We start from the raw sequence: 23,651 nt of genomic DNA, 5'->3' as shown, positions 1-23,651 counted from the left end.
GAGACGATGCGCGTGTCGCGCGGATCGTGCGCGAGGGTTGCGCGGCGGAACGCTACGAGGAGAGGTCGGAGATGGTGTCTGCCGCGTCGTCGATGGCGCTACGGAGTTCGGCTTCACGCCGGCGATAGCCATCGGAGACGGCGGAACCGAAATCACGGGCTCTCTTGTCGATGTCGCTGAACAACTGCTTGCCCTGTGGCGTCTCGTTCACCTTGTGCGCGACGACGAAACCGACGGCCACGCCGATGACGAGCCAGAGGAAACTCTTCATTGCTGAACTCCTGGGGTGTGTTGTCGTATCGGGCCTGTGTGAGGCGTGTGACTCAAGTTTAGTGCTTGTCGCCGGTGCGTCGGCGGGAGCGGCCTTCTCGCCCTGAGCCGGGAGCGGCCGCGCGGAACGCGGCGCGCACACCCGCCGAGAAGCCCGCGAGCTTGATGAGTGGGCCGCCGACGGTGGCGGCGAAAAGCGCGACGAGTGCGGAGACGTTTCCCGTGACATCCGCCACATTGCCCGTGATGGTGTCGACGCGGGCGAGCTGCTTGTTCGCCTCCTGGATGGTGACCGTCGTCTCCTGAAGAATCGGAGTGATGCCGTCGCTGGCCTCGCGGATCGCGTTGCGGGTCTCGTCGAGCACCCTGCCGAGCTTCACGAGGGGAATCGCAAGCAGCCCGACAAGAACGGCGAAAACGACGGCGGCGATCAGCCCTGCAATGTCTCCGATGGTCACCGTTTTAGCCTATGTCACGAATCGAGTTCCTCGATGAGCCGCAGGCCGCGCTGCGCCCATTCGATCTCCTGCCGGGCCTGGGTGATGAGCCCCTCGTAGGCAAATCGCTTGAACAGGGTTGTTCGCTTGCGGTCTGCCTCGGGAGTCTGCTCCAGCCGGCGATTCAGCAGCACACTTTCTCCGCTGTCGATCTCGCGAATGTTTTCTTCCCACTGGTGCAACTCCGCCGTGTGATGCGCGATGTGGGAATTCAGCTGGCGGATGGCGGATGTCGGTGTGGCCCACTCCAGATACGCCGCCTTGAGGTGTGGCCGGTCGCGTGCCCTCGAGTACTCGAGGTCGTCGTTCATCCACGTGCGGAACGCAACGACGCCGGCATCCGTGATGTGGTAACGCCGCTTTGTGCCGCGAGGACCCCACGGAACCATCTCGCCCTCGACGAGGCCGTCCTGATCCATTTTGCGCAGTTCGGGATAGATCTGGGAGTCGGGCGCGTACCAGACGTGGCCCACCGTTGATTCGAACTGTTTGTACAGGTCGTATCCCGTCATCGGCTCGACGCTGAGCAGAGCCAACAGCGCATATCTGAGACTCACGTGTCCCCTCCCTCGTGACGATGGCCGAAATGACCGGCACCGAAATGACCGGCATCGAACTGACCGCTGTCCAAAACCGGCAGGGGTCGGAACCGCGTTGTGCACGGTTCCGACCCCATCATTGGTGTGAGACGCCTTACTCGACTGCCGTGTACGCGTTCCGCCATCCACCGTGGTAGCTCTTACGCACCGTGGCGGCATAGGGAACGGGGCTGACGACAGCGCGTACCTCGAGCTGCTTGTGCCGTTCCACAGTAGTCTTGCGGCTGCCGCCATCGGGCTCGCCCCAGACGACCTTCAGCTCGGTGCCCTCGGGAACGTTCGGTGCGACGGTAGCCAGCGAGAGTGCGCGGCGCTCGTTCGCGCTGTATCCGGTGAACATCGACAGGCCGACGGTCTCACCGTCGGCATCGATGACGCGGTCATAGTTTGACGAACCGTAGTTTGCCAGCGGAAGATCGAAGTACTTGTAGCCCGGGCCCTCGGTGTCGAACATCGACGCGAAGATCTTCGCCATGTCCTCGGGGTTCCACGCGAGCGTGACCTTCTTGCGTTGCGTCGTCGGATCGATCTTCTCGAGGGCCTCGCGACCGATGAAGTCGTGGTCGAACTTCACGAACGGGCCGTAGCCGAGCTCCCAGGGTGTGAGGTAGTAGTCCTCGATGTTGTCCGAGACGAAGCTGCCGGCGACGGCGTTGGTGGCTTCGTAGCTGGTGGCGCCGAGCCACTCGCGGTAGCCGCGCATCTCCTCGCCCGTGTAGATCGCGGGCAGGGGCGACGGGATCCACCCGGATTCGAGAGTGTTCGACGGGTAGGCACGCGACCCCACCGTGAGCATGCCGAATTCGGCACCGGCCTCGATGATGGCCTCGCGGATCTTGTCGTACGACGCGTACGGTCCCCAGATCTCCAGTCCGGGTGCGCCGGCCATGCCGTGGCGCAGCGTGCGAACCCGCTCGCCGGCGATGGTCATGTAGTCCATGTTGAAGAACTTGAGCTGCTCGACGGTTCCACCGTTGAGCTTCTCGATGATCTTCCAGGCGTTCGGTCCCTGAATCTGGAAGCGCCAGTAGTTGCGGCTGACCGGCTGGCCCATGGGGCGCGACGGCGAGCGACGGTCGGCGGTGACCTCAACGTCATAGCCACCGGTCTCGCCGTGGAAGAGCAGCCAGTTCGCCGCCGGGGCGCGGCCGACGTACACGTAATCGTCTTCGGCCTCGCGGAACAGGATGCCGTCGCCGATGACGTGGCCCGCCGGGGTGGTCGGAACGTACTGCTTCGCCTTGTTGACGGCGAAATTCGCGACGCTGTTGATGGCGGTGTCGGAGATCAGCTTGAGCGCATCCGGCCCCTTGATGAACAGATTGTCCATGTGGTGCGACTGGTCGAAGAGCACGGCGGTCTCGCGCCAGGCCTGCTGCTCGCTGCGCCAGTTGGTGAACTCGGGGGCGACGACCGGATAGATGTACGCTCCGAGCTGCGAATTGCGCAAGAGCTCGACAGTGTTGCCTGCCCCGTCAAGGACTTCCTGAAGGTTGTTTGGTGCCATTGTGTGCTTCTTTCTTCTTGGGTTACGTGCGGTACGAATGGATGATGTGCCGTGCGACCGGCGCGCGGCGGCGCTCTAGAAGACGACGGTTTGACGCTCGTGACGGATGACGCGTTCCTCGCAGTGCCAGAGCACCGCACGGGACAGGACCTCCCGCTCGACATCAGCGCCCTTGCGGGTCAATTCCGCAAGGGTGTCCCGGTGCGAGACGCGTACGACGGACTGTTCGATGATCGGACCCTCATCGAGGTCCTTCGTGACGTAGTGTGCGGTGGCGCCGATGAGCTTCACACCGCGCTCCTTCGCCTTGCGATACGGCGCGGCGCCGATGAACGCGGGGAGGAAGGAGTGGTGGATATTGATCACGGGAACGCCGACGGAGTTCAGGAAATCCGCGGACAGGATCTGCATGTACCGCGCCAGGACCACCAGGTCGACGTTGCCCTGCACGAGCTTGAGGTGTTCCGCCTCGGCGGCCGACTTGTCGGGCCCGGCCGACGGCACGTGAAAGAACGGCACGCCGAAGCTGCGCACATCCTCGGCGGTATCGCTGTGGTTTGAGATGACCATGGAGATGACGACCGGCAGCTCGCCGCGCCGTTGCCGCCAGAGCAGGTCGAGCAGGCAGTGGTCCGACTTCGAGACGAAGATGGCGACACGCTTGGGCACGGACAGATCCGTCAAATGCCAGTCGAGCTGAAAATTCGCGGAGAGCTCGGCGTCGAGTTCGGCCTCCAGTTGCGGCTTCACGCTCGCCAGGTCGGCGAGGTGGAAGACGGTGCGCTGAAAGAAGTTGCCTCCCGACGGGTCATCCGAATACTGGTCCAGCGAGATGATGTTCGCGCCGTTTCTCGCGAGCAGGGAGGTCACGGCGGCCACGATCCCGGCCTGATCGCGGCCCTGGATGACGAGGCAGGCCTCATCACGATCCAGCGTGACCTCCAACTCTGCGGACGAGAGAACGCGCGAGGTGGTACTCATAACAACTCCTGTGTTGAATGGGAACGAATCTGATGCGGGATCGATCAGGCCTGGCGCTCCGCGAAGTCGCGGATCCACTCGGCCGTAGCCTTCATGCCGCCGAAGGTGTAAAAGTGCAGCAACACGGAATCGATGTGCTCGCTTTCGCACCCGGCCGCGAGGTCGCGAACGAACTTGTCGGGCCCGGCCGTGCCGAGCAGGTTCGTCAGGGAGAATCCGTATTTCTGCACGATTCCGGCCGATGAGGAGACGCCGAAACGCTTCGCGTAGCTCAGCAGGCGCTTGATGCCGGCGGGGCCGGGCACGCCGATGCGAACCGGGGCATCGACCCCACGGCCGCGCACATCCTTCAACCAGCTCAGCACGGGCGTCGTGTCGAACCCGAACTGCGTGATGACGGATGCCTCAAGCTCCTGCTCTCGCAGGGCGGCCGACTTGTCGAGCAGTGCGCTCCACAGCGTGGCATCGTCGATGTCGGGGTGGCCCTCGGGGTAACCGCTGATGCTGATGTGACGCACTCCGTACTTCTGCAGGATGCCCGTGCGGATGACGGCGAGCGAATCCTCGTACGGCCCCATCGGCGTGGCCGGATCGCCTCCGACGACGAAGACATTCTCGACCGAGGCGCGGGTGGCGAGCGCGTCCAGGAACTCTTCGAGCTCACGTTGGGAGGACAGGCGGCGAGCCGAGATGTGCGGAACCGGGGTGAACCCGTTGTCGAGCACGGCGCGCGACGCGTCGACGCGCATTCCGAGGTCTTCGTTGCCGAGGAACGTCACGTTGATGCGCGTTCCCTGGGGAATCGAGTCCTTCGCCTCTTCCAGCGCCGGAATGTCCTTGCCGGTCATCTCGAGTGAGAAGTCGTGCAACAGGCCGGAGACCCCCGAACCGTTCACTGAGCCATCATTCGTCATAGAAATACAAACCCTCCATCATTGGCCGGTTCTTGCAAACGGCGGAAACTCGTGCGCAGAACTCACTATCTACGTAGATAGTGAGTTGTTTGAAGACACACTACCTATAGAGATAGGGAGTTGTCTACACCCGGGCCGTTAAACCACGAGAACGCCGTGCTCACTGAGCACGGCGTTCCCATTCACCCGAGTGGGTGTGGATTTCAGAAGGGTCTAGCGAGCCGCGTAGTACTCGACGACGAGCTGCACTTCACAGGTCACGGGGACCTCAACACGCTTCGGGCGACGAACGAGACGAGCGTGAAGCTTGTCGAGTTCGACGTCGAGGTAGGCGGGAACCTTGGGCAGAACATCGACGTGACCGCCGGCGGCTGCAACCTGGAAAGGCTCCGTGCCCTCGCTCCTGGCCTTGACGTGGATGAGCTGGCCCGGCTTCACGCGGAAAGAGGGACGGTCCACGAGCTGGCCATCGACGAGGATGTGACGGTGCACGACCATCTGACGGGCCTGCGCGGTGGTGCGGGCGAAGCCGGCACGCAGCACGAGGGCGTCGAGACGCATCTCAAGCAGCTCGACCAGGTTCTCACCGGTCAGGCCGGCCGCACGACGTGCCTCCTGGAAGACGATCTTCAGCTGCGCCTCGCGAATGCCGTACTGGGCACGCAGGCGCTGCTTCTCACGCAGACGAACGGCGTAGTCCGAGTCGGTCTTGCGCTTGCTGCGACCGTGCTCGCCGGGGCCGTACGGGCGCTTCTCGAGGTACTTGGCTGCCTTCGGGGTCAGGGCAATGCCCAGTGACCGCGACAGGCGGGTCTTGCTACGGGTACGTGACTTGGTAGACACGAACTTCCTTTCGGTTGTCTCTCTAATGATGGCAAAGCAGGCACACAGGATCGTCCTGCAAAAATTAGAGGGATGATGCCGCGGAGCGCCCGGCTACAGGGCGATTTCCTTTCGAAAGGTGAATCTCGACGCAGCCGCACGCGAGACTCACTTCTAGGCGCGTCAATGCTAACACGCCCAGCGACACACAAACGCAGCGTCAGGTGAACGCAGCGTCTACTCGCCGCGCACGATCTTTCTGATCTTTGCCAGTCGGGCAGAGACATCCCGCTCATTGCCGTGCTCGGTGGGTTCGTAGTAGCGCGTGCCCTTCAGCTCGGCCGGCAGATACTCCTGCCGCAGCACGCCGAGCGCGTCATCGTGCGGGTATTTATAGCCCTTGCCGTGACCAAGTCTCTTGGCGCCGGGGTAATGCGCGTCGCGCAAATGCTTGGGTACCCGACCCATCTTTCCCGCGCGCACGTCGCCCAGGGCCTTGTTGAGCGCCATGTACGCGGCATTCGATTTCGGGGCGGTGGCCAGGTGCACCACCGCCTGAGCAAGCGGGATGCGGCCTTCCGGCATGCCGATGAACTGCACGGCGTCGGCCGCCGCGACGGCGATGACGAGCGACTGTGGATCGGCGAGACCGATGTCTTCGGAGGCCAGAATGATGATGCGGCGGGCGATGAAGCGCGGATCCTCCCCCGCCTCGATCATGCGGGCGAGATAGTGCAGCGAGGCGTCGACATCCGAACCGCGCACCGACTTGATGAACGCGCTGATCACGTCGTAATGCTCGTCACCGTTGCGGTCATAGCGCAGCAGTGCACGATCGACGGCCAGCGCCACGATTTCGGCGGTGATGACGGGCTTGTCGATCGCTGAGCCTGCCTGTTCGACGGACCCAGCCGACACCGCAGCGGCTTCCAGTGCCGTCAGCGCGCGTCGGGCATCCCCCGAGGCGAGGCGCACGATCGACGATCGTGCCTCGTCCTGAAGCTCGAACCTACCTGCCAGCCCCCGTTCGTCCTCCACGGCCCGATCGACGAGCATGCCGAGATCCTCGTCAGAGAGCGTCTCCAGGGTGAGCAGCAGGGAGCGCGAAAGCAAGGGAGAGATGACCGAGAACGACGGATTCTCTGTCGTCGCGGCAACCAGGATCACCCAGCCGTTCTCCACACCGGGAAGCAGGGCATCCTGTTGAGCCTTGGAGAAGCGATGGATCTCATCGAGGAAGAGCACGGTCGAGACGCCATACAGGTCACGATTGGAGAGCGCCTCTTCCATGACCGCTCGCACGTCGCGCACGCCCGCGTTCACCGCGGAGAGCTCGACGAACCGGCGGCCGGATGAGTGCGCGATGGCCTGGGCGAGCGTCGTCTTTCCCGTGCCGGGCGGCCCCCAGAGAATCACCGAGACGGAGCCGCGCTCCCCCGTCTTGTCGCTGGCGAGGCTGACGAGCGGAGAACCGGGCGTGAGCAGATGGCGCTGGCCCGCCACCTCGTCCAGACTGCGCGGACGCATGCGCACGGCGAGGGGCGTGACGCCACCGCGCAGGCCGGGCTGAGCATCCACCATGCCTCCCAGAGTAGTTGGCACCTCCGACACGCAGCGTGCACGGACTGCCGTCCAATTGGTAGTGCATAGCTAAGGTGCGTAAAGTTCAAAAGGGTTCCGGCGCTGGCATTCGGGACTTTTGTCTCGTCTTGCTCGCCCGACGGCGCGCGCCCATGGAGGAATCACGTGGCACCGAAGAGCCCAAACGACCGCGAAGCACGACAGGCCCGCGAGCGACTGCGTGCCTACCAGGCGCGACAGGCCGTGCATGAAAAGAAGACGAAGCGCCGCGTTCGCGACAATCTGATGGCGGGCATCGGGCTGGCCGTGATAGTCGTGCTCGCCGTGGCGACACAACTGCTGTATTTCGCCGGTCCGGGAAAACCTGTGGCCACGCCGAAGCCGACTCCCTCCGCGACGGCCGCCGCGTGTCCTCCCGCCGCCGACCCGGCCAATCAGGGCACCGTACCCGCGGCATCCGTCTCCGAGTGCCGCACCTGGACCGGCAGCCTGACGCTCAACAAGGTCAAGCTCGGCATCGAGCTCGATGGCAAGGCCGCCCCACAGGCGGTTGCCTCCACCGTCGATCTCATCAAGAAGGGCTTCTACACAGGCCTGAGCTGCCACAGGCTCACCAACGGCGGCTTCTTCGTGCTGCAGTGCGGCGATCCGAACGGGGACGGCACGGGAGGACCCGGCTACACATACGGGCCCATCGAGAATGCCCCAGTCGACAACGTGTACCCTGCTGGCACCCTCGCCATGGCGCGCTCGGGCGGCAACGCGGCGAGCCAGGGCAGCCAGTTCTTCATCGTCTATGACACCACGACGATCTCCAGCGACACCGCCGGCGGCTACACCGTGATCGGAAAGGTCACGAGCGGACTCGACGAGTTGAAGACGCAGATCACCGACAAGGGCGTCAAAGCCGGATCGTCAGCCAGCGACGGCTCTCCGGTCGTGCCGACGACCATCACGCAGATAACAGTTCAGTAAGCACTCCTGTGCGCACGGATGCGTGCAATAGGCTGAAACGCAATGTGTCGCGGCCGCGAGGGTCGTCGAATGAGCAAGGTGAGATTTGTGGCTACAACTGATCAGCAACCGTGGGGTCGCGTTGACGAGACGGGCACCGTTTACGTTCGCGTGGGCGACGGCGAACGTGTCGTCGGTCAATACCCGGATGGCACTCCCGAGGAGGCGCTGGGCTACTTCGAGCGCAAGTACACCGATCTTGCGGGGCAGGTGACACTGCTGGAACAGCGCGCGAAGCGTGGCGCACCGGCCGCGGACATCGCCCGCGCCGTCGGCGCGCTGCGTGAGCACATCGCCACCGCGAACGCCGTCGGCAACCTCGATCTGCTCACCGAGCGGCTCTCCAAACTGGGCGGGGCCGTCGAGGAGCTCACGGAGCAGCAGAGCGCCGAGGCCCGTGCTGCCGTCGATGCGGCCATCGCCGAGCGCACGACCATCGTCGTCGAGGCGGAGGCGCTGGCAGCCGAGGATCCCGCGAAGACGCAGTGGAAGCAGGCATCCGCCACGCTCGATGCTCTCTTCGCGCGGTGGCAGAGCCACCAGCACGACGGGCCGCGACTGCCGAAGGCGGAGGCCGCCGAGCTGTGGAAGCGTTTCAGGGCCGCACGAACCACCATCGAGCACAACCGAAAGACGTTCTTCGCCGAGCTCGACACGCAGCACCGCGACGTACGCTCACGCAAGACAGCGCTCATCGAACGGGCCGAGGCCCTGGTACCGCGTGGCGCGGAAGGCGTTCCGGCCTATCGCGACCTCCTTGATGAGTGGAAGCTCGCCGGGCGAGCGGGCAAGCGCAACGATGACGCACTGTGGGCGCGGTTCAAAGCGGCCGGCGACGCGATCTATGCCGCAAAGTCCGAGGTTGACGCCCAGGATAACGTGGAGTTCGCCGCCAATCTCGAGCAGAAGCTGGAGTTGCTCACGGAGGCGGAGCCGCTGCTGAAGGCCACAGACCGCCAGAGCGCCCGCAACACACTGTTGTCGATCCAGCGGCGCTGGGAGGCCATCGGCAAGGTTCCTCGCGACCAGGTCAAGGTCGTCGAAGACCGTCTGCGCAAGGTGGAGACGGCCGTTCGCAAGCTTGACGAGGAGCACTGGCAGCGCAATAACCCCGAGAAGCAGGCGCGGTCTGAGGGGCTGGCAAGCCAACTCAATGACGCCATTGCCAAACTCGAGGAGGAACTTGAAACGGCCAAGTCGGGCGGCGACGCGGCAAAGGTCGCCGCGGCGCAGGAGGCGCTGGACGCACGTCGCCTCTGGCTGAACGCGCTGAAGTAGCGCCCCGCTCCGTTCATCCACATGCGGAGAACCCGGCGAGGTCTCCACAATTCGGCCTCGGATGCCCGCCGCGACGCCGCGGTTCGGGCACGCTTGGGGCATGGCACGCATCCTGACTCCCCTGCTCGACACCGCGGACTTTCCGCTCGCTGAATTGTGTGCCGCGCGACTCGACGGCGAGCTTTACGCCGTAGACGATTGCTTCGCGCCGGTGGATGAGGCCGACACGATGCATCTGCGCGCGGCGGCGCTGTGGCGGGAAATGCCCTCGCGCGTGACAGCGGAGCGCGCGAGCGCCCTGTGGGTGTTCGGTGTGCGCGACGCTCCGCCGAACAGGCACACGCTGTGCATCTCACTGGCGACCCGTGCCCGTGTGTCTCGCTCGTCACGATGGCTCGTGCGGGAGCGGGTGCTCGCACCCTCAGATGTGCAGCAGATCGGCGGCATGAGCGTTGTGACGCCGCTGCGCGCCGCCGTGGACATTCTGACCGCTGAGGGGCCATACGGGGCCGAGCAGCGCCGATGCGTTCTTGAGCTGATGGCGCTGGGCGGTTTCGGCGCCGAGCACTGTATGGCACGACTGTATGCCCGACCATCCACCCCGGGCACGAGGGCGGCCCGGCAACGCCTGGAGGCAGCCTAGAGGGTGTGACTAGCCTGCGCTGACCCTATACACGTCATAGACGGCGTCGATGCGACGTACGGCGTTGAGAACCCGGTCCAGGTGTGTCGTGTCGCCCATCTCGAACACGAAGCGGCTGATCGCCAGGCGGTTGCTTGAGGTGTTCACCGTGGCCGAGAGAATGTTCACGTGATACTCGGAGAGCACCCTGGTGACATCCGACAACAGCCCGGAGCGGTCGAGCGCTTCAACCTGAATCTGCACGAGGAAGACGCTCTTGGAACTCGGCGCCCATTCGACGTCGATCATGCGCTCCGGCTCCTGCATGAGTGACTGCACGTTGTGGCAGTCGGCCTGGTGCACCGAGACACCGGCACCGCGGGTGACGAAGCCCACGATGGGGTCACCGGGAACCGGCGTACAGCACTTCGCGAGCTTGACGAGAATATCGGGTGCGCCGCGCACGAGCACGCCCGAATCGCTGTTGCGCAGCGATCGCGTACGGCCCTTTGTGGGCATCGTCAGATCGGAGTTCTCGTTCTCTGCCTCCGTCTGCACCGCGGCGAGCACCTTCTCGATCACCGACTGCGTCGAGACATGTCCCTCGCCGACGGCCGCGTACATCGCCGAGACGTCGTCGTAGTGCAGTTGGGAGGCCACCTCGGTGAAGGAATCCTGGTTCATCAGCTTCTGCAGGGGCAGGTTCTGTTTGCGCATGGCGCGGGCAATGGCATCCTTGCCCTGCTCGATGGCCTCGTCACGGCGTTCCTTGGTGAACCACTGACGAATCTTGTTGCGGGCACGCGGGCTCTTCACGAAGTTCAGCCAGTCCTGGCTGGGGCCCGAATCGGGGTTCTTCGAGGTGAAGACCTCGACCACGTCGCCCGTCGTCAGTGTGCTCTCGAGCGGAACCAGCCGACCGTTGACCTTGGCTCCCATGGTGCGGTGCCCGACTTCGGTGTGCACCGCATAGGCGAAGTCAACGGGTGTCGCGCCGGCCGGCAGGCCTATCACCCTGCCCTTCGGGGTGAAGACGTAGACCTCTTTCGCCCCGATCTCGAAGCGCAGCGAGTCGAGGAATTCCCCGGGATCTGCCGTCTCCGCCTGCCAGTCGGAAATGTGCGCAAGCCAGGCCATGTCGGTATCGCTGCCGGGCGTCAGCGAACTCGCGCTCTTGCCGCCGTTCACCTGTTCTTTGTACTTCCAGTGCGCCGCGACACCGAATTCGGCGCGTCGGTGCATCTCCTCGGTGCGAATCTGGATCTCCACCGCGCGGCCCTCGGGCCCCACCACCGTGGTGTGCAGGGATTGGTAGAGATTGAACTTGGGGGTGGCGATATAGTCCTTGAACCGCCCGGGCATCGGGGTCCATCGCGAGTGGATCTGACCGAGCACGGCATAACAGTCACGAACCGAGTTCACCATCACCCGGATGCCGACGAGGTCGTAGATCTCATCGAACTCGCGGCCACGAACCACCATCTTCTGGTAGATCGAGTAGTACTGCTTCGGCCGCCCGCTCACCTTGCCACGAATTTTGGCGATCTTGAGGTCGTCGTTGATGACGTTGATGACCTCCTGCACGACGTGTTCACGCTCGGGCGAGCGCTGTTTCACCAGGCTCTCGATCTCGGCGTAGATCTTCGGCTGAAGAACGGCGAAGGAGAGGTCTTCGAGCTCCCACTTGATGGCCTGGATGCCGAGTCGGTGCGCCAGGGGGGCATAGATCTCGAGGGTCTCCGTGGCCTTGCGCTTGGCGGACTCGGCGGGAACGAAGCCCCAGGTTCGCGCATTGTGCAGGCGGTCGGCGAGCTTGATCACGAGAACGCGGATGTCCTTGGACATCGCCACTATCATCTTGCGTACGGTCTCGGCCTGCGCGCTCTCGCCGTATTTGACCTTGTCGAGTTTGGTGACGCCGTCGACGAGCATTGCCACCTCGTCGCCGAAATCCGCCCGCAACTCGTCGAGCGAATACTCGGTGTCTTCGACGGTGTCGTGCAGCAGCGCCGCCGCGATGGTCTTCGCGCCGATACCGAGATCTGCAAGAATCTGCGCAACGGCCACGGGGTGGGTGATGTAGGGCTCACCACTCTGCCGCTTCTGCCCGCTGTGGGCCCGCTCGGCGGTCGAATAGGCACGTTCGATGAGGGCGGTATCGGCCTTCGGATGATGCATCCGCATCGTACGAATGAGGGTATCCACCGCGCCTGCCGGCTGCGCCCTGGAGAAGATGCGGGGAACAAGACGGCGCAGGGAAGCGGGCTGTGGTGTTGTTGTGTCTACCATCTGCCGCCTCCTTCATCCATTATCGCGTGGATCGGCGGCCACGCCGATCGTGCTACTCGGCGGGCACCGCGGATGCGGCGTCGACCTTTGCGCGCGCGGCGAGCACCTTCCTGTCGTGCTTGCGAATAGCCGCCTCCGGCTCGCGGAACTCAGAATAGAGCGGCGCGGCGATGTAAATCGTCGAATATGTTCCGACCAGAATTCCGATGAAGAGCGCCAGCGAGATGTCGCGCAGCGTATCTGCCCCAAAGATGAACGCACCGATGAACAGAATCGCGCCGACAGGAAGGGCTGCGACCACGGCCGTATTGATGGAGCGCACAAGGGTCTGATTGACGGCAAGGTTCACCGATTCGGCATAGGTGTGCCTCGTTCGATCGGCCTCTTCGCTGGTGTTCTCCCGAATCTTGTCAAAGACAACGACGGTGTCATAAAGCGAGTAGCCGAGGATCGTGAGGAAGCCGATCATTGTGGCAGGAGTGACCTCGAAGCCGACCAGGGCATAGATGCCCGCAGTCAGCACCAGGTCGTGCAGTAGCGAGATGATGGCGGCTGCCGACATCTTCCACGTGCGAAAGTACAGCGCCATGGCTATGAAGGCCAGCAGCAGGAACACGACAAGACCCTGAATGGCCTGCCGACTGACATCCGCGCCCCAGCTGGGGCCGATGAACGAGGAGGCGACATCCTTGACCGGCACGTCATACGCCTTGGCCAAGGCGTCCGCCATGGCCTTGGTCTGCTCGGCGGTCAACTGATCGGTCTGCACGCGCACGCCGTTGTCGTTGACGCTCGAGACCTGTGCCACCGAATTCGGTGCCACGGATGCCACGGCCCTCTCGGCGAGCGATTGATCCGTGGTCTTCACGTTGGTGATCTGGAACTGCGAGCCGCCGCGGAAGTCGATGCCGAAGTTGAAGCCGCCCTTGGCGATGGGGATGACGATGGATGCAATGAGAACCAGAACGGCTATCGCGTACCAGATCTTGCGCTTGCCGACGAAGTCGATCGAGCGAGCGCCCGTGTAGAGATCGTTGCCGAATCGCTGGAAACGGGTGGCCATCAGGAATCCTTCCCTTCGCCCTTGCGACTACCAGAGGATGCTTTCGGCCTTGTACCACCCGAATCGGCACTGCCGGAGTCTGGCTTGGCGGCCTCAAGCTCGGCGGCCTTGCGCTCGGCGATGGTCTGTCGTTTGGCAGCCTCACGGCTGCTGGAGGCCAGCTTGGCGGCGGATACTCCCGCGGATGGAGCGCGGAACTGCGCGCCTCCCCGATAGAGCGCTCCCAGGGCTTCGGGGTCGAGCCCGGACCAGGAATGTCCGCTGGCGAAGAATCGGGTCTGTGCGAGCAGCTGCAGGGTCGGATGCGTGAAGAGAATGACGATGAGCACGTCGATGATCGTCATCACACCCAGGGTGAATGCAAATCCCTGAACGCTGCCCACCGCAAGCACATAGAGCACAACGGCGGCAAGAAGGTTAGTCGACTTGGAAGCGTAGATCGTGCGTTTGGCTCGTCTCCAGCCCGCCTCGACTGCGGATTCGAGACCCCTCCCATCGCGCAGTTCGTCGCGTATTCGCTCGAAGTAAACGATGAACGAGTCCGCGGTGAAGCCGATGGAGACGATGATGCCGGCTACGCCGGCGAGCGAGAGCCGGTAGTCGATGCGCCAGGCCAGGATCGCGATGACCAGATAGGTGAGCAGGAAGGCTCCAACGAGCGAGGCGATGGTGACGAAGCCCAGCAGCCGGTACTGGAAGAGGGTGTAGACCATCACGAGCAGCAGGCCGATAATGCCGGCGATCAGGCCGCTCTGCAACTGCGAGGAGCCCAGGGTCGCCGAGATGGTGTTCGAACTCTGCACCTTGAAGCTCACCGGCAACGCACCGAACTTGAGCTCATTGGCGAGGGACGTCGCCGACTCCTGGTTGAAGTTTCCGGTGATCGTCGGCTGATCGGTGACTCCCTGCACGCGGGGCGCGGTGATGACAGCGCCGTCGAGCACTGCGGCGAACTGGTTGCGCGGTGGGTCAAGCGCGATGAGTCGGCTGGAGATCTTGTTGAACTGGGGACCGCCCGTGCCGTTGAAGGTGATGTTCACACCCCACTCGCCCGTCGTCACCCCGCTCTGGGTCGGCTGTAGCCCGGCCGTGGCATTCGTGATGTCGCTGCCGTGTACCTCTACCGGCCCCAGCAGATACTTGACGGTGTTGGCGTCGTCGCAGGCGATGAGCGGTTTGTTCTCCGGCGGAGCGCTCTTGATCGTGTTCGCCTCAGCCTTGCAGTCGTACGCGTTGTATTGCGCCTGGAGCTCCGGTGTGACGTACGAGAGGTCGCTGCCGTTCGTGGGTTTTGCCGTGGGCGTGGAGGACAGCCCCGGTGCCGGCGATGGGGCGGGGGTGGACTTGCCATCAGCGCCGACAACGGCATTCGTCGGCGCACCGGTGAGCAGAACCGCTCGGAAGTCCAGCTTGGAACTCGACTCGATGCGCTGCTTGGTCGCGTCATCCAACGGTCCGGGGATCGAAACCACAACGTTGCTGTTGCCCTGGGTGCTGATCTGGGCCTCTGAAACACCGGATGCGTCGACGCGCTTCCTGATGATCGAGACCGACTGCGCAAGCTCGTCCGACGTGACGGTCTTACCGTTCTCCAGCTGCGGCGCGAGGATGATCTCGGTGCCGCCCTCGAGGTCGAGGCCGAGCTTCGGCGCCCAGGAGGCTCCCCCGAACAGCACACCACTGGCCAGAACGCCGGCGAGTACGACGATGATCGCACCGAGCCAAATCAGGGACCGCCAGGCTTTCTTGACCGGGGACGACTTTGCCACCTACGAACTCAGCTTTCTATGCTCGTGCCCGCGCTCACTGAGAGGACGGGCACGGAAGCGGATGGTTGCTACTTGCCGTTTTCGGAGTTGGGCTTGTCTGTGCCGTCAAGCCGCTCGCCGTACTCGGGCTCGCCGAGCTGAATCGCGTGATCCGCGTTGAGCTCCGTGGTCGCCGACTCTTCGGGCGCCTCTTCTTCATTGACCTTCGGCTCGACGACCCGCGCGATGACCTGACGGTGCACCTTCAGCACGGTGCCCGGCGTCGTCTCGAGAAGTACTTCGTTGTTCTCTTCGTCCATCGACAGGATGGTGCCGTACACGCCGAAGTTGGTCATGACATTCGCGCCGGTCACCACCTTCGACTGCAGCGAAGCCGCATCACGCTGACGCTTGCGACTATTGCGGAACATGAAGAAAATCAGCACGGCCAGAACGACCAGCATGACAACTGTGAGCAAATCCATGATGTGGGGGAACCTTCCGAGGGTGTCGGCCACCAACACTATCGTGTGGGTCTAGGCCAGTGTGAATTATAGGTCATCATCGAGGGGCACTTGCTGGGAGCGCACACCCGCCGAGCCCGAGGTGGGAGTTGCATCGAAGTGTCGCCAGGCTGCCGCGGTGGCGACACGGCCACGCGGGGTGCGCGAGATCAGACCGATGCGTACGAGAAAAGGCTCGACCACCGATTCGATGGTCTCCGCCTCCTCGCCGACAGAGACGGCGAGGGTGTTCAGCCCGACGGGGCCGCCTTCGAAGCGGGTGAGGATCGCCTGCATGACCGCGCGGTCGAGCCGATCGAGGCCCAGCGGATCGACATCGTACAGTTCGAGCGCGGCACGCACGGTGTCGACATCCGCATCGCTGCCATGCACGAGTGCGTAGTCGCGCACGCGACGCAGCAGCCTGTTCGCGATACGGGGCGTGCCACGGCAGCGCCCGGCGATTTCGGCAAGCGCCTCGCGATCAATCTGCACATTGAGCATCACGGCCGCTCGTGCGAGCACCTGCTCGAGTTCTGCGGCATCGTAGAACTCAAGGTGCGCCGTGAAGCCGAAGCGATCACGCAGCGGATTGGGCAGCAGCCCCGAACGCGTGGTCGCCCCGACGAGGGTGAACGGCGCGAGGTCCAGAGGAATAGAGGTCGCCCCCGCGCCCTTGCCGACCATAATGTCGATGCGAAAGTCCTCCATCGCCAGGTACAGCATCTCTTCAGCGGAGCGAGCCATGCGGTGGATCTCGTCGATGAAGAGCACCTCGCCGGGGGTGAGCGAGGAAAGCAGCGCAGCCAGATCGCCGGCGTGCTGAATGGCCGGGCCGCTGGAGAGCCGCAGGGGCCGCCCGCTCTCGTGCGCGACGATCATCGCCAGCGTGGTCTTGCCAAGCCCGGGAGGGCCGGCCAGGAGGATGTGATCGGCCGTGCGGTCCTGCATGCTCGCAGCGGTCAGCAGCAGCTGAAGCTGGCCGCGCACCTTGCTCTGGCCGACGAACTCGGCGAGCGTGCGAGGGCGTAGTGCGCCCTCAAAGGCCAGCTCGTTCTCGGACTCCAGCACCGGGCTCGTGAGATCTTCGGGCGTGAGATCTTCGTTCGCCTCGCTCACGATCCGCTCCTCACCGGCGTCTGGCCGGGGCCGAGCCGGGCCAGGGCAAGCCTGAGCAGTGCCGAAACACTCCCGCGCTCTGGTTCTGCGTGTTCCGCCACGACCTCGGCTATGACCTCGGATGCCACCCGTTCCGGCCAACCAAGGCCCACGAGAGCGACGAGCACGCTGTCCCCCAGGGAGGACCCCGGCCGGGTGCTCGACGCGGACCTCTGCGTATGCGTTACCACGAGCTTGCCGGCGAGCGACACCACGATGAGTTTCGCCGTCTTCGGGCCGATGCCTGAGACCTTGCGGAAGACCGCGTCGTCGTCTGCCTGAACCGCCGCAGCGATGGCATCCGGTGTCAGCGCTGCCAGCACGCCCATGGCCGATTTGGGACCGACCCCGGTGACCCCCAGAAGCAGTTCGAACACCGCGAGCTGTTCCGTGTCGGCGAAGCCGAACAGCGAGAGAGCGTCTTCGCGCACGATGAGGCTCGTCATCACGAACGCGGTGTCTCCGAGCCGCAGCGAGAGGGCGTGATCGGGGGTGAGCTGCACGGCGAAGCCGACGCCGCCGACCTCTATGACGGCGCTGCCGCCCGAGAGAGAGAGAACGGTGCCACGCAGGGAAGAGATCACTTCGTCAGCCTACGGGGCGCCACCGACGCCCGGGTGGAGCGCTCCGCGGCGTGCCACGCCTGCTGGGCGGGAGTGAGGCGTGAGGAGGGCGCATCCGTTGCCTCTCCCCCGCTGCCTTCAGGGCCGACGGGCGTGCGCCAGGCATGGCAGATGGCAATGGCGAGGGCGTCTGCCGCATCCGCCGGTTTGGGCAGATCGGCGAGGCCCAGGATGCGCGCCACCATCACCTGCACCTGCTTCTTCTCGGCGGCGCCGTATCCGGTGATCGCGGCCTTGACCTCGCTGGGGGTGTGCAGGCCGACCGCCAGGCGGCGTTTGGCCGCCGCGTGCATGGCCACTCCGCTGATCTGGGCGGTGCCCATCACCGTGCGCAGATTGTGCTGCGCGAAGACCCGCTCGATGGCGAAGGCGGCAGGCTCGTATTCATCGAGCAACTCCTCGATGCCGGTTCCGATGGCGAGCAGGCGCTGCTCGAGCGGCAGCTCTGGCGCGGTGCGGATGACGCTGACATGTACCAGCTTCGCGGTACGGTTTGCCGCTACATCCACGATGCCGACGCCACAGCGCGTCAGGCCGGGGTCGATGCCGAATACCCGCACCGACATGATCGAGCTCGCCTATTCCGTGTCGTTCTCGAGCTCGGCCTGAACCTCGGCCGAGAGATCGAGGTTGGTGTACACGTTCTGCACATCGTCCGAGTCTTCGAGGGCATCGATGAGGCGAAAGACCTTGCGTGCCGTCTCGGCGTCACCCTCGACCTGCAAACTGGCGACGAACTCCACGTCGGCCGAGTCGTAGTCGATCCCCGCCTCCTGGAGCGCCGTGCGGGTGCTGACGAGAGCGGATGCGTCGGTGACCACCTCGAAGCTCTCGCCGCGGTCTGTCACTTCCTCAGCCCCTGCATCGAGTACGGCCACGAGAACGTCGTCTTCGCTCAGCCCGTCGGTCTTGGCGACAACAATGACGCCCTTGCGGTGAAAGTTGTATGCAACGCTGCCGGGGTCACCCATGGTGCCGCCGTTGCGGGTCATGGCGGTACGCACATCGGCCGCGGCTCGGTTCTTGTTGTCCGTGAGGCACTCGACGAGCAGCGCGACACCGCTGGGTGCATATCCCTCGTAGATGATCGTCGTGTAGTCGACGCTCTCACCGGTGAGGCCCGCGCCGCGCTTGACCGCGCGGTTGATGTTGTCGATGGGAACCGAGGTCTTCTTGGCCTTCTGCACCGCGTCGACGAGGGTCGGATTGCCCGACATGTCGGCGCCGCCGATCTTGGCCGCGACCTCGATGTTCTTGATGAGCTTCGCGAACGACTTGGCACGTCGCTGGTCGATGACCGCCTTCTTGTGCTTGGTCGTCGCCCACTTGGAATGCCCGGACATGTATCTCCCGTTTCGTTACAGCCGTATTGTTACAGGCTGAGGTGCCTAGCCAGTCTAGAACAATGCCCTCAGCGAGCGGCCCTGGCGGTGACCTTGCCCAGAAAGTATTCGTGAAAGCGGTAGTCGTTCGTCATCTCGGGGTGGAAGGAGGTGCCGATCAGGTTGCCCTGCTCCACGGCGACGACGCGGCCGTCATCGAGCGAGGCGAGCGGATGCGCGGCTGCCCCGAGCGACTCGACGATGGGGGCGCGAATGAACACGGCGTGCATGGGGGGCCCGTCCAGCACCGGCACATCGAGATCTGTTTCGAAGGAGTCGAGTTGCGAGCCGAAGGCGTTGCGTCGCACCGCAACGTCGAGTCCGCCGAGGCTCTGCTGGCCGGCTATGCCGTCGAGCACGGTGTCGGCGAGCATGATCAGGCCGGCGCAGGTGCCGTAGACCGGCAGGCCGTCGGCAATGGCTGCACGCAGCGGCTCGGCGAGCCCAAAGGTTCGCGCGAGCTTGTCCATCACGCTCGACTCGCCACCCGGGATGACCAGGCCGCCGATCTCGTTCAGTTCCTGCGGGCGGCGCACAGCGACGGCATCCGCCCCCAGGAATCGCAGAACGGCGATGTGCTCACGAAAGTCACCCTGCAGCGCGAGTACACCGACGCGCACTGTGCTGGCAGGCACTGTGCTGGCAGGCGCTGGGCCGGAAGACCCGGGGCTACCAGCCACGTTCGGAGAGGCGGTGCGGTGCGGCCAGGTCGGAGACGTTGATACCCACCATCGCCTCACCCAGGCCGCGCGAAACCTCGGCGATGACCGAAGGGTCGTCGAAGAAGGTCGTGGCCTTCACAACTGCCGCGGCGCGTTTGGCCGGGTCGCCCGACTTGAAGATGCCCGAGCCGACGAACACGCCGTCGGCGCCGAGCTGCATCATCATCGCGGCGTCGGCCGGAGTGGCGACCCCGCCCGCGGTGAACAGCACGACGGGAAGCTTGCCGGTCGAGGCGATCTCCTCGACGAGCGCATACGGTGCCTGCAGCTCCTTGGCCGCCACATAGAGCTCATCCTTGCTCATCGCGGTGAGTGCGGCGATCTCCGAGCGGATCTTGCGGATGTGCTTGGTGGCCTCCGAGACGTCACCGGTGCCGGCCTCACCCTTGGAGCGGATCATCGCGGCACCCTCATTGATGCGTCGCAGCGCCTCGCCCAGGTTGGTGGCTCCGCACACGAACGGCACGGTGAACTTCCACTTGTCGATGTGGTTGACGTAGTCGGCGGGACTCAGCACCTCGGATTCGTCGATGTAGTCGACGTCGAGTGCCTGCAGCACCTGCGCCTCGACGAAGTGGCCGATGCGAGCCTTGGCCATGACGGGGATGGAGACCTCGTCGATGATGCCTTCGATCAGGTCGGGATCGCTCATGCGGGCAACGCCACCCTGCGAGCGGATGTCGGCCGGAACGCGCTCAAGAGCCATCACCGCGACAGCCCCCGCGTCTTCGGCGATGCGCGCCTGCTCGCGCGTGACGACGTCCATGATCACGCCGCCCTTGAGCATCTCGGCGAGTCCGCGCTTAACACGGCTCGAGCCGAACTGCTCGTCGGCCTGTGCTGTGCCGTTCGGGGCGGGTGCGGTGCTGTCAGTCACTGTGATCCTCTCGTGGGCGCCGTCATCGACACGCGGCGCATCGTCAATTCTATCGTCTGCGGCGTGATCAATCGGATGCGGGCCAGGCCTCGGCAAGCGAGGCTCGCACCTCACCCAGCAACTGCGGCAGTGCCTTCGTCTTGGCGATGATCGGCAGGAAGTTCGCATCATTCGCCCAGCGCGGAACAATGTGCTGGTGAAGGTGTGCGGCGATGCCAGCCCCGGCCACCTCTCCCTGGTTCATGCCGATGTTGAAGCCGTCATTCTTCGAGACGCTGCGGATGACCCGCATCGCCGTCTGCGTGAGGCTCGCGATCTCGGCCGTCTCGGCATCCGTCGCCTCGTCGTAGAGGGCAATGTGCCGGTACGGGCACACAAGCAGGTGGCCGCTGTTGTAGGGAAACAGGTTGAGCAGAACGTAGGCGTGCTCGCCACGGGCGACGATGAGCGCCTCCTCATCGCTGAGATCGGGGGCTGCACAGAAGGGGCAGCTATCCCTGTGCGGCTGTGGCCCGTTCTGGATGTACACCATGCGGTGCGGCGTCCACAGACGCTGGAATTCGTCGGGAACGCCCGCCAGATGGCCGGGATCGTCGAGGCTCACGCCGTCCATGCGGTGAGTACCTGCTCGTGGGAGGCGATGGACGCGGTGATGCGCTCGATGGCCGCCTCGACCTCGATTCCATTGAGCTGCGTGCCGTCGCGAAAACGGAAGCTGACCGTGCCCGCGGCGCGATCCTCCTCGCCGACGATGAGTTGGAATGGCACCTTGGCCTTGGTGGCGTTGCGAATCTTCTTCTGCATGCGATCGTCGGATGCGTCGACCTCCGCGCGCACGCCGCGCTTACGCAGCCGGGCCACGACATCCTGCAGGTAGTCGTCGTACTGCTCGGCGACAGGGATGCCGACGACCTGCATCGGGGCGAGCCACACCGGGAACGCACCAGCGTAGTGCTCGAGCAAGATGGCGAAGAAGCGCTCGACAGAGCCGAGCAGTGCACGGTGGATCATGACCGGCTGCTGGCGTGAGCCATCGGCCGCCGTGTAGCGCAACTCGAAGAGTTCGGGCTGGTTGAAGTCGAGCTGCACGGTGGAGAGCTGCCAGGTGCGACCAATCGCGTCGCGCGCCTGCACCGAGATCTTGGGGCCGTAGAAGGCCGCGCCGCCCGGATCGGGCACGAGCTCGAGGCCAGACTCGAGGCCGACCTGGCGCAGGGTCTCGGTTGCTTCCTCCCAGACCTCGTCGCTGCCGACGTACTTCTCGGGGTCTTTGGTGGAGAGTTCGAGATAGAAGTCGTCGAGGCCATAACCACGCAGGGTCTCCAGCACGAAGCGCAGCTGGCTCGCGACCTCGTCCTTCACCTGCTCAGGCGTCACGTAGACGTGAGCGTCGTCCTGGGTGAGGCCGCGCACGCGGGTGAGGCCCGAGAGGGTTCCGCTCTTCTCGTAGCGGTATACGGTGCCGAATTCGGCCAGGCGCAGGGGCAACTCGCGATAGCTGCGGCCGCGAGCACGAAAGATGAGGTTGTGCATAGGGCAATTCATCGGCTTGAGGTAGTAGTCCGCGCCCTGCCTGGTGACGTGGCCATCGGCATCCGTCACCTCGTCGAGGTGCATCGGCGGGAACATGCCCTCGCGATACCAGTTGAGGTGCTGGCTGATCTCGAACAGGTGGCCCTTGGTGATGTGGGGCGTGTTGACGAGTTCGTAGCCGTTCTCGAGAAGCTGGCCGCGCAGGTAGTTCTCGATCTCCGAGCGGATGATGCCGCCACGCGGATGGAAGACGGCCAGACCCGAACCGATCTCGTCGGGGAAGGAGAACAGGTCCATCTCCGCACCGAGCTTGCGGTGATCGCGCTTGGCGGCCTCCTCCATGCGGGTCTGGTAAGCGCGCAGCTCGTCTTTGGTGGGCCAGGCCGTGCCATAGATGCGCTGCAGCTGTGTGTTCTTCTCGGATCCGCGCCAGTATGCGGCGGCCACACGGGTGAGCGCCGCCCCGTTGCCGATCATGCGGGTGTTCGGCAGATGCGGACCGCGACAGAGATCCTTCCAAAGCGTCTCGCCTGTCTTCGGGTCGACGTTGTCGTAGATGGTCAGCTCGGCACCGCCGACCTCGACCGACTCGTTGTCTTCACCCTCGACGCTGTCGCCGTCCGTTGCACCGCCCTTGAGCCCGATGAGCTCGAGCTTGTACGGCTCGTTCGCGAGTTCGGCGCGGGCCTCCTCGTCGGTGACGACGCGACGTACGAAGCGCTGGCCCTGCCGGATGATGCGATCCATCGCCTTGTCGAGCGCCTTGAGGTCTTCAGGGGTGAACGTCTCGGCTACATCGAAGTCGTAGTAGAAACCGTCTGTGATGGGCGGGCCGATACCGAGCTTCGCGTCGGGGTTGATCGACTGAACGGCCTGCGCGAGAACATGCGCCGCGGAGTGGCGGAGGATGTTCAGCCCGTCGGGTGAATCAATGGATACGGCCTCGACCGTGTCGTCGGTCGTGACCTGGGTGGCGAGATCTTTCAGCTCACCGTTGACGCGCATCGCGACAACGGAACGGTCGGTAAATAGCTCGAAGCCGTCAGCCACCTGGTTCTACTCCTTGTTCGAATCGGACCCTTCAACTTTAGTGCGCGGCAGCGAGGCGCTCGGCCAGCGCATCGCGTGACTGCTGGGCCGCGCGTCGCACCTCCCGATCGGGATCTTGCAGCCGTGCAACCATCGCTTCGGTATCCGTGGCCGCACCGATTTCGGCAAGCGCGCGCAGTGCAGCAATGCGCACACGCGGCACCTCGTCGATGAGCAGATTCCGGATGTCATCGGCCAGCTCGAGCGCGCGCTCGAGCGTCACGCGCGCACACATCTCCCGCACCCGCCAGGCCTGGTTGCCGAGCCCGTGCTGCACCGCTGACTGCGCATTCGGCCGCCAGACATGAAGCAGCGCCCGGGCGCCCCAGAGCTCGGGCCAATACAGTGCCGGGGCACCGTCGAGCAGTCCCTGAGCGTGTTCGCCGCCGACGTAGAGCAGGAATTCCTCCCCGACGTTGGCGCCGCCGAGCAGCGCGACGGCGCGGTCGACGACATCCGTCTCGCCGTAGTGTTTGACGGCCGCGGCGAGCCGCTGCGCGACGGGCAGGTCGACGGGAACGGATGATGGACTCGAGGATTCGGTATGCATGACGGCACCTACGCTACCGCCCGGGCCTG

The 23,651-nt window shown here is 64.5% G+C and carries 24 protein-coding genes; 3 read left to right on the top strand and 21 right to left on the bottom strand.

Features of this window, described 5'->3' with window-relative positions; genetic code table 11:
• Positions 1-52 precede the first annotated feature (52 nt).
• The 8 genes from ASC63_RS12880 to ASC63_RS12845 form a co-directional block, all read right to left on the bottom strand.
• Positions 53-271 carry a YtxH domain-containing protein gene (locus ASC63_RS12880; RefSeq protein WP_055814018.1) on the bottom strand — a complete coding sequence of 73 codons (219 nt, stop codon included), beginning with the start codon at positions 269-271 and terminating at the stop codon, positions 53-55.
• Positions 272-329: 58 nt separating this feature from the next.
• Complete coding sequence (locus ASC63_RS12875) at positions 330-728, bottom strand: DUF948 domain-containing protein (protein ID WP_055814015.1); 399 nt, start codon at positions 726-728, stop codon at positions 330-332.
• 14 nt (positions 729-742) lie between these two features.
• Positions 743-1,324, bottom strand: coding sequence for a PadR family transcriptional regulator (locus tag ASC63_RS12870; protein WP_055814012.1), 582 nt, complete (start codon positions 1,322-1,324; stop codon positions 743-745).
• A 136-nt stretch (positions 1,325-1,460) separates the two neighbouring features.
• Complete coding sequence (gene ligM / locus ASC63_RS12865; protein WP_055814008.1) at positions 1,461-2,873, bottom strand: vanillate/3-O-methylgallate O-demethylase; 1,413 nt, start codon at positions 2,871-2,873, stop codon at positions 1,461-1,463.
• Positions 2,874-2,948: 75 nt separating this feature from the next.
• On the bottom strand, positions 2,949-3,854 hold the full coding sequence (gene purU, locus ASC63_RS12860) for a formyltetrahydrofolate deformylase (RefSeq protein WP_055815520.1): 906 nt from the start codon (positions 3,852-3,854) through the stop codon (positions 2,949-2,951).
• A gap of 44 nt (positions 3,855-3,898) precedes the next feature.
• The gene (locus ASC63_RS12855; RefSeq protein WP_327063357.1) at positions 3,899-4,750 is read right to left on the bottom strand and encodes a methylenetetrahydrofolate reductase; all 852 of its coding nucleotides are present in this window, start codon (positions 4,748-4,750) and stop codon (positions 3,899-3,901) included.
• Between the two features lie 231 nt (positions 4,751-4,981).
• Positions 4,982-5,611 carry a 30S ribosomal protein S4 gene (rpsD, locus tag ASC63_RS12850; protein WP_055814002.1) on the bottom strand — a complete coding sequence of 210 codons (630 nt, stop codon included), beginning with the start codon at positions 5,609-5,611 and terminating at the stop codon, positions 4,982-4,984.
• A gap of 216 nt (positions 5,612-5,827) precedes the next feature.
• Positions 5,828-7,171, bottom strand: coding sequence for a replication-associated recombination protein A (locus ASC63_RS12845; RefSeq protein WP_082487597.1), 1,344 nt, complete (start codon positions 7,169-7,171; stop codon positions 5,828-5,830).
• 165 nt (positions 7,172-7,336) lie between these two features.
• Between ASC63_RS12845 and ASC63_RS12840 the strand changes: the two genes are divergently transcribed.
• From ASC63_RS12840 to ASC63_RS12830, 3 genes are all read left to right on the top strand, one after another.
• A complete protein-coding gene (locus ASC63_RS12840; protein ID WP_055813999.1) occupies positions 7,337-8,146 on the top strand; it encodes a peptidylprolyl isomerase in 810 nt (269 codons plus the stop codon).
• Between the two features lie 87 nt (positions 8,147-8,233).
• Entirely contained in the window at positions 8,234-9,463 is a 1,230-nt protein-coding gene (locus tag ASC63_RS12835; protein WP_055815514.1) for a DUF349 domain-containing protein, read from the top strand.
• Positions 9,464-9,563: 100 nt separating this feature from the next.
• The gene (locus ASC63_RS12830) at positions 9,564-10,106 is read left to right on the top strand and encodes a hypothetical protein (protein WP_157487673.1); all 543 of its coding nucleotides are present in this window, start codon (positions 9,564-9,566) and stop codon (positions 10,104-10,106) included.
• A gap of 9 nt (positions 10,107-10,115) precedes the next feature.
• On the opposite strand, the gene ASC63_RS12825 is transcribed toward ASC63_RS12830, so the two are convergent.
• The 13 genes from ASC63_RS12825 to ASC63_RS12765 form a co-directional block, all read right to left on the bottom strand.
• Positions 10,116-12,374 (bottom strand): RelA/SpoT family protein, encoded by a 2,259-nt coding sequence (locus ASC63_RS12825; protein ID WP_055813993.1) that lies wholly within the window; start codon positions 12,372-12,374, stop codon positions 10,116-10,118.
• A 52-nt stretch (positions 12,375-12,426) separates the two neighbouring features.
• Positions 12,427-13,437 (bottom strand): protein translocase subunit SecF, encoded by a 1,011-nt coding sequence (gene secF / locus ASC63_RS12820; protein ID WP_055813990.1) that lies wholly within the window; start codon positions 13,435-13,437, stop codon positions 12,427-12,429.
• Complete coding sequence (gene secD / locus ASC63_RS12815) at positions 13,437-15,206, bottom strand: protein translocase subunit SecD (protein WP_055813987.1); 1,770 nt, start codon at positions 15,204-15,206, stop codon at positions 13,437-13,439. The genes secF and secD overlap by 1 nt, the downstream gene beginning before the upstream one ends.
• Before the next feature lie 68 nt (positions 15,207-15,274).
• Positions 15,275-15,670: a preprotein translocase subunit YajC gene (gene yajC, locus ASC63_RS12810; protein WP_055815511.1), complete on the bottom strand. Its 396-nt coding sequence runs from the start codon at positions 15,668-15,670 to the stop codon at positions 15,275-15,277.
• A gap of 66 nt (positions 15,671-15,736) precedes the next feature.
• Complete coding sequence (ruvB, locus tag ASC63_RS12805) at positions 15,737-16,759, bottom strand: Holliday junction branch migration DNA helicase RuvB (protein ID WP_235492328.1); 1,023 nt, start codon at positions 16,757-16,759, stop codon at positions 15,737-15,739.
• 44 nt (positions 16,760-16,803) lie between these two features.
• A complete protein-coding gene (gene ruvA / locus ASC63_RS12800; protein ID WP_055813982.1) occupies positions 16,804-17,430 on the bottom strand; it encodes a Holliday junction branch migration protein RuvA in 627 nt (208 codons plus the stop codon).
• Positions 17,427-18,029: a crossover junction endodeoxyribonuclease RuvC gene (gene ruvC, locus ASC63_RS12795; RefSeq protein WP_200936932.1), complete on the bottom strand. Its 603-nt coding sequence runs from the start codon at positions 18,027-18,029 to the stop codon at positions 17,427-17,429. The genes ruvA and ruvC overlap by 4 nt, the downstream gene beginning before the upstream one ends.
• Positions 18,030-18,047: 18 nt before the next feature.
• Positions 18,048-18,812: a YebC/PmpR family DNA-binding transcriptional regulator gene (locus ASC63_RS12790; RefSeq protein ID WP_055813977.1), complete on the bottom strand. Its 765-nt coding sequence runs from the start codon at positions 18,810-18,812 to the stop codon at positions 18,048-18,050.
• A 68-nt stretch (positions 18,813-18,880) separates the two neighbouring features.
• Complete coding sequence (gene pdxT, locus ASC63_RS12785) at positions 18,881-19,486, bottom strand: pyridoxal 5'-phosphate synthase glutaminase subunit PdxT (protein WP_055813974.1); 606 nt, start codon at positions 19,484-19,486, stop codon at positions 18,881-18,883.
• Positions 19,487-19,520: 34 nt separating this feature from the next.
• The gene (gene pdxS / locus ASC63_RS12780) at positions 19,521-20,450 is read right to left on the bottom strand and encodes a pyridoxal 5'-phosphate synthase lyase subunit PdxS (protein ID WP_082487593.1); all 930 of its coding nucleotides are present in this window, start codon (positions 20,448-20,450) and stop codon (positions 19,521-19,523) included.
• 67 nt (positions 20,451-20,517) lie between these two features.
• The gene (locus tag ASC63_RS12775; protein ID WP_055813971.1) at positions 20,518-21,063 is read right to left on the bottom strand and encodes an HIT family protein; all 546 of its coding nucleotides are present in this window, start codon (positions 21,061-21,063) and stop codon (positions 20,518-20,520) included.
• Complete coding sequence (gene thrS / locus ASC63_RS12770) at positions 21,051-23,033, bottom strand: threonine--tRNA ligase (RefSeq protein WP_082487591.1); 1,983 nt, start codon at positions 23,031-23,033, stop codon at positions 21,051-21,053. The genes ASC63_RS12775 and thrS overlap by 13 nt, the downstream gene beginning before the upstream one ends.
• Positions 23,034-23,070: 37 nt before the next feature.
• The gene (locus tag ASC63_RS12765) at positions 23,071-23,622 is read right to left on the bottom strand and encodes a HEAT repeat domain-containing protein (protein WP_055813968.1); all 552 of its coding nucleotides are present in this window, start codon (positions 23,620-23,622) and stop codon (positions 23,071-23,073) included.
• Positions 23,623-23,651: the final 29 nt, after the last annotated feature.

It is taken from the genome of Leifsonia sp. Root112D2, assembly GCF_001424905.1.
Classification (GTDB): Bacteria; Actinomycetota; Actinomycetes; order Actinomycetales; family Microbacteriaceae; genus Root112D2.
This window is presented reverse-complemented; position numbering and strand designations above follow the sequence as displayed.

Coding starts and splice junctions, on each gene's coding strand:
- ASC63_RS12880 (WP_055814018.1), bottom strand. CDS start 271: ATGAAGAGTTTCCTCTGGCTCGTCATCGGCGTGGCCGTCGGTTTCGTC.
- ligM (WP_055814008.1), bottom strand. CDS start 2,873: ATGGCACCAAACAACCTTCAGGAAGTCCTTGACGGGGCAGGCAACACT.
- purU (WP_055815520.1), bottom strand. CDS start 3,854: ATGAGTACCACCTCGCGCGTTCTCTCGTCCGCAGAGTTGGAGGTCACG.
- ASC63_RS12845 (WP_082487597.1), bottom strand. CDS start 7,171: ATGGTGGATGCTCAGCCCGGCCTGCGCGGTGGCGTCACGCCCCTCGCC.
- ASC63_RS12830 (WP_157487673.1), top strand. CDS start 9,564: ATGGCACGCATCCTGACTCCCCTGCTCGACACCGCGGACTTTCCGCTC.
- ASC63_RS12825 (WP_055813993.1), bottom strand. CDS start 12,374: ATGGTAGACACAACAACACCACAGCCCGCTTCCCTGCGCCGTCTTGTT.
- secF (WP_055813990.1), bottom strand. CDS start 13,437: ATGGCCACCCGTTTCCAGCGATTCGGCAACGATCTCTACACGGGCGCT.
- yajC (WP_055815511.1), bottom strand. CDS start 15,670: ATGGATTTGCTCACAGTTGTCATGCTGGTCGTTCTGGCCGTGCTGATT.
- ASC63_RS12790 (WP_055813977.1), bottom strand. CDS start 18,812: ATGTCCGGGCATTCCAAGTGGGCGACGACCAAGCACAAGAAGGCGGTC.
- ASC63_RS12775 (WP_055813971.1), bottom strand. CDS start 21,063: ATGGACGGCGTGAGCCTCGACGATCCCGGCCATCTGGCGGGCGTTCCC.
- ASC63_RS12765 (WP_055813968.1), bottom strand. CDS start 23,622: ATGCATACCGAATCCTCGAGTCCATCATCCGTTCCCGTCGACCTGCCC.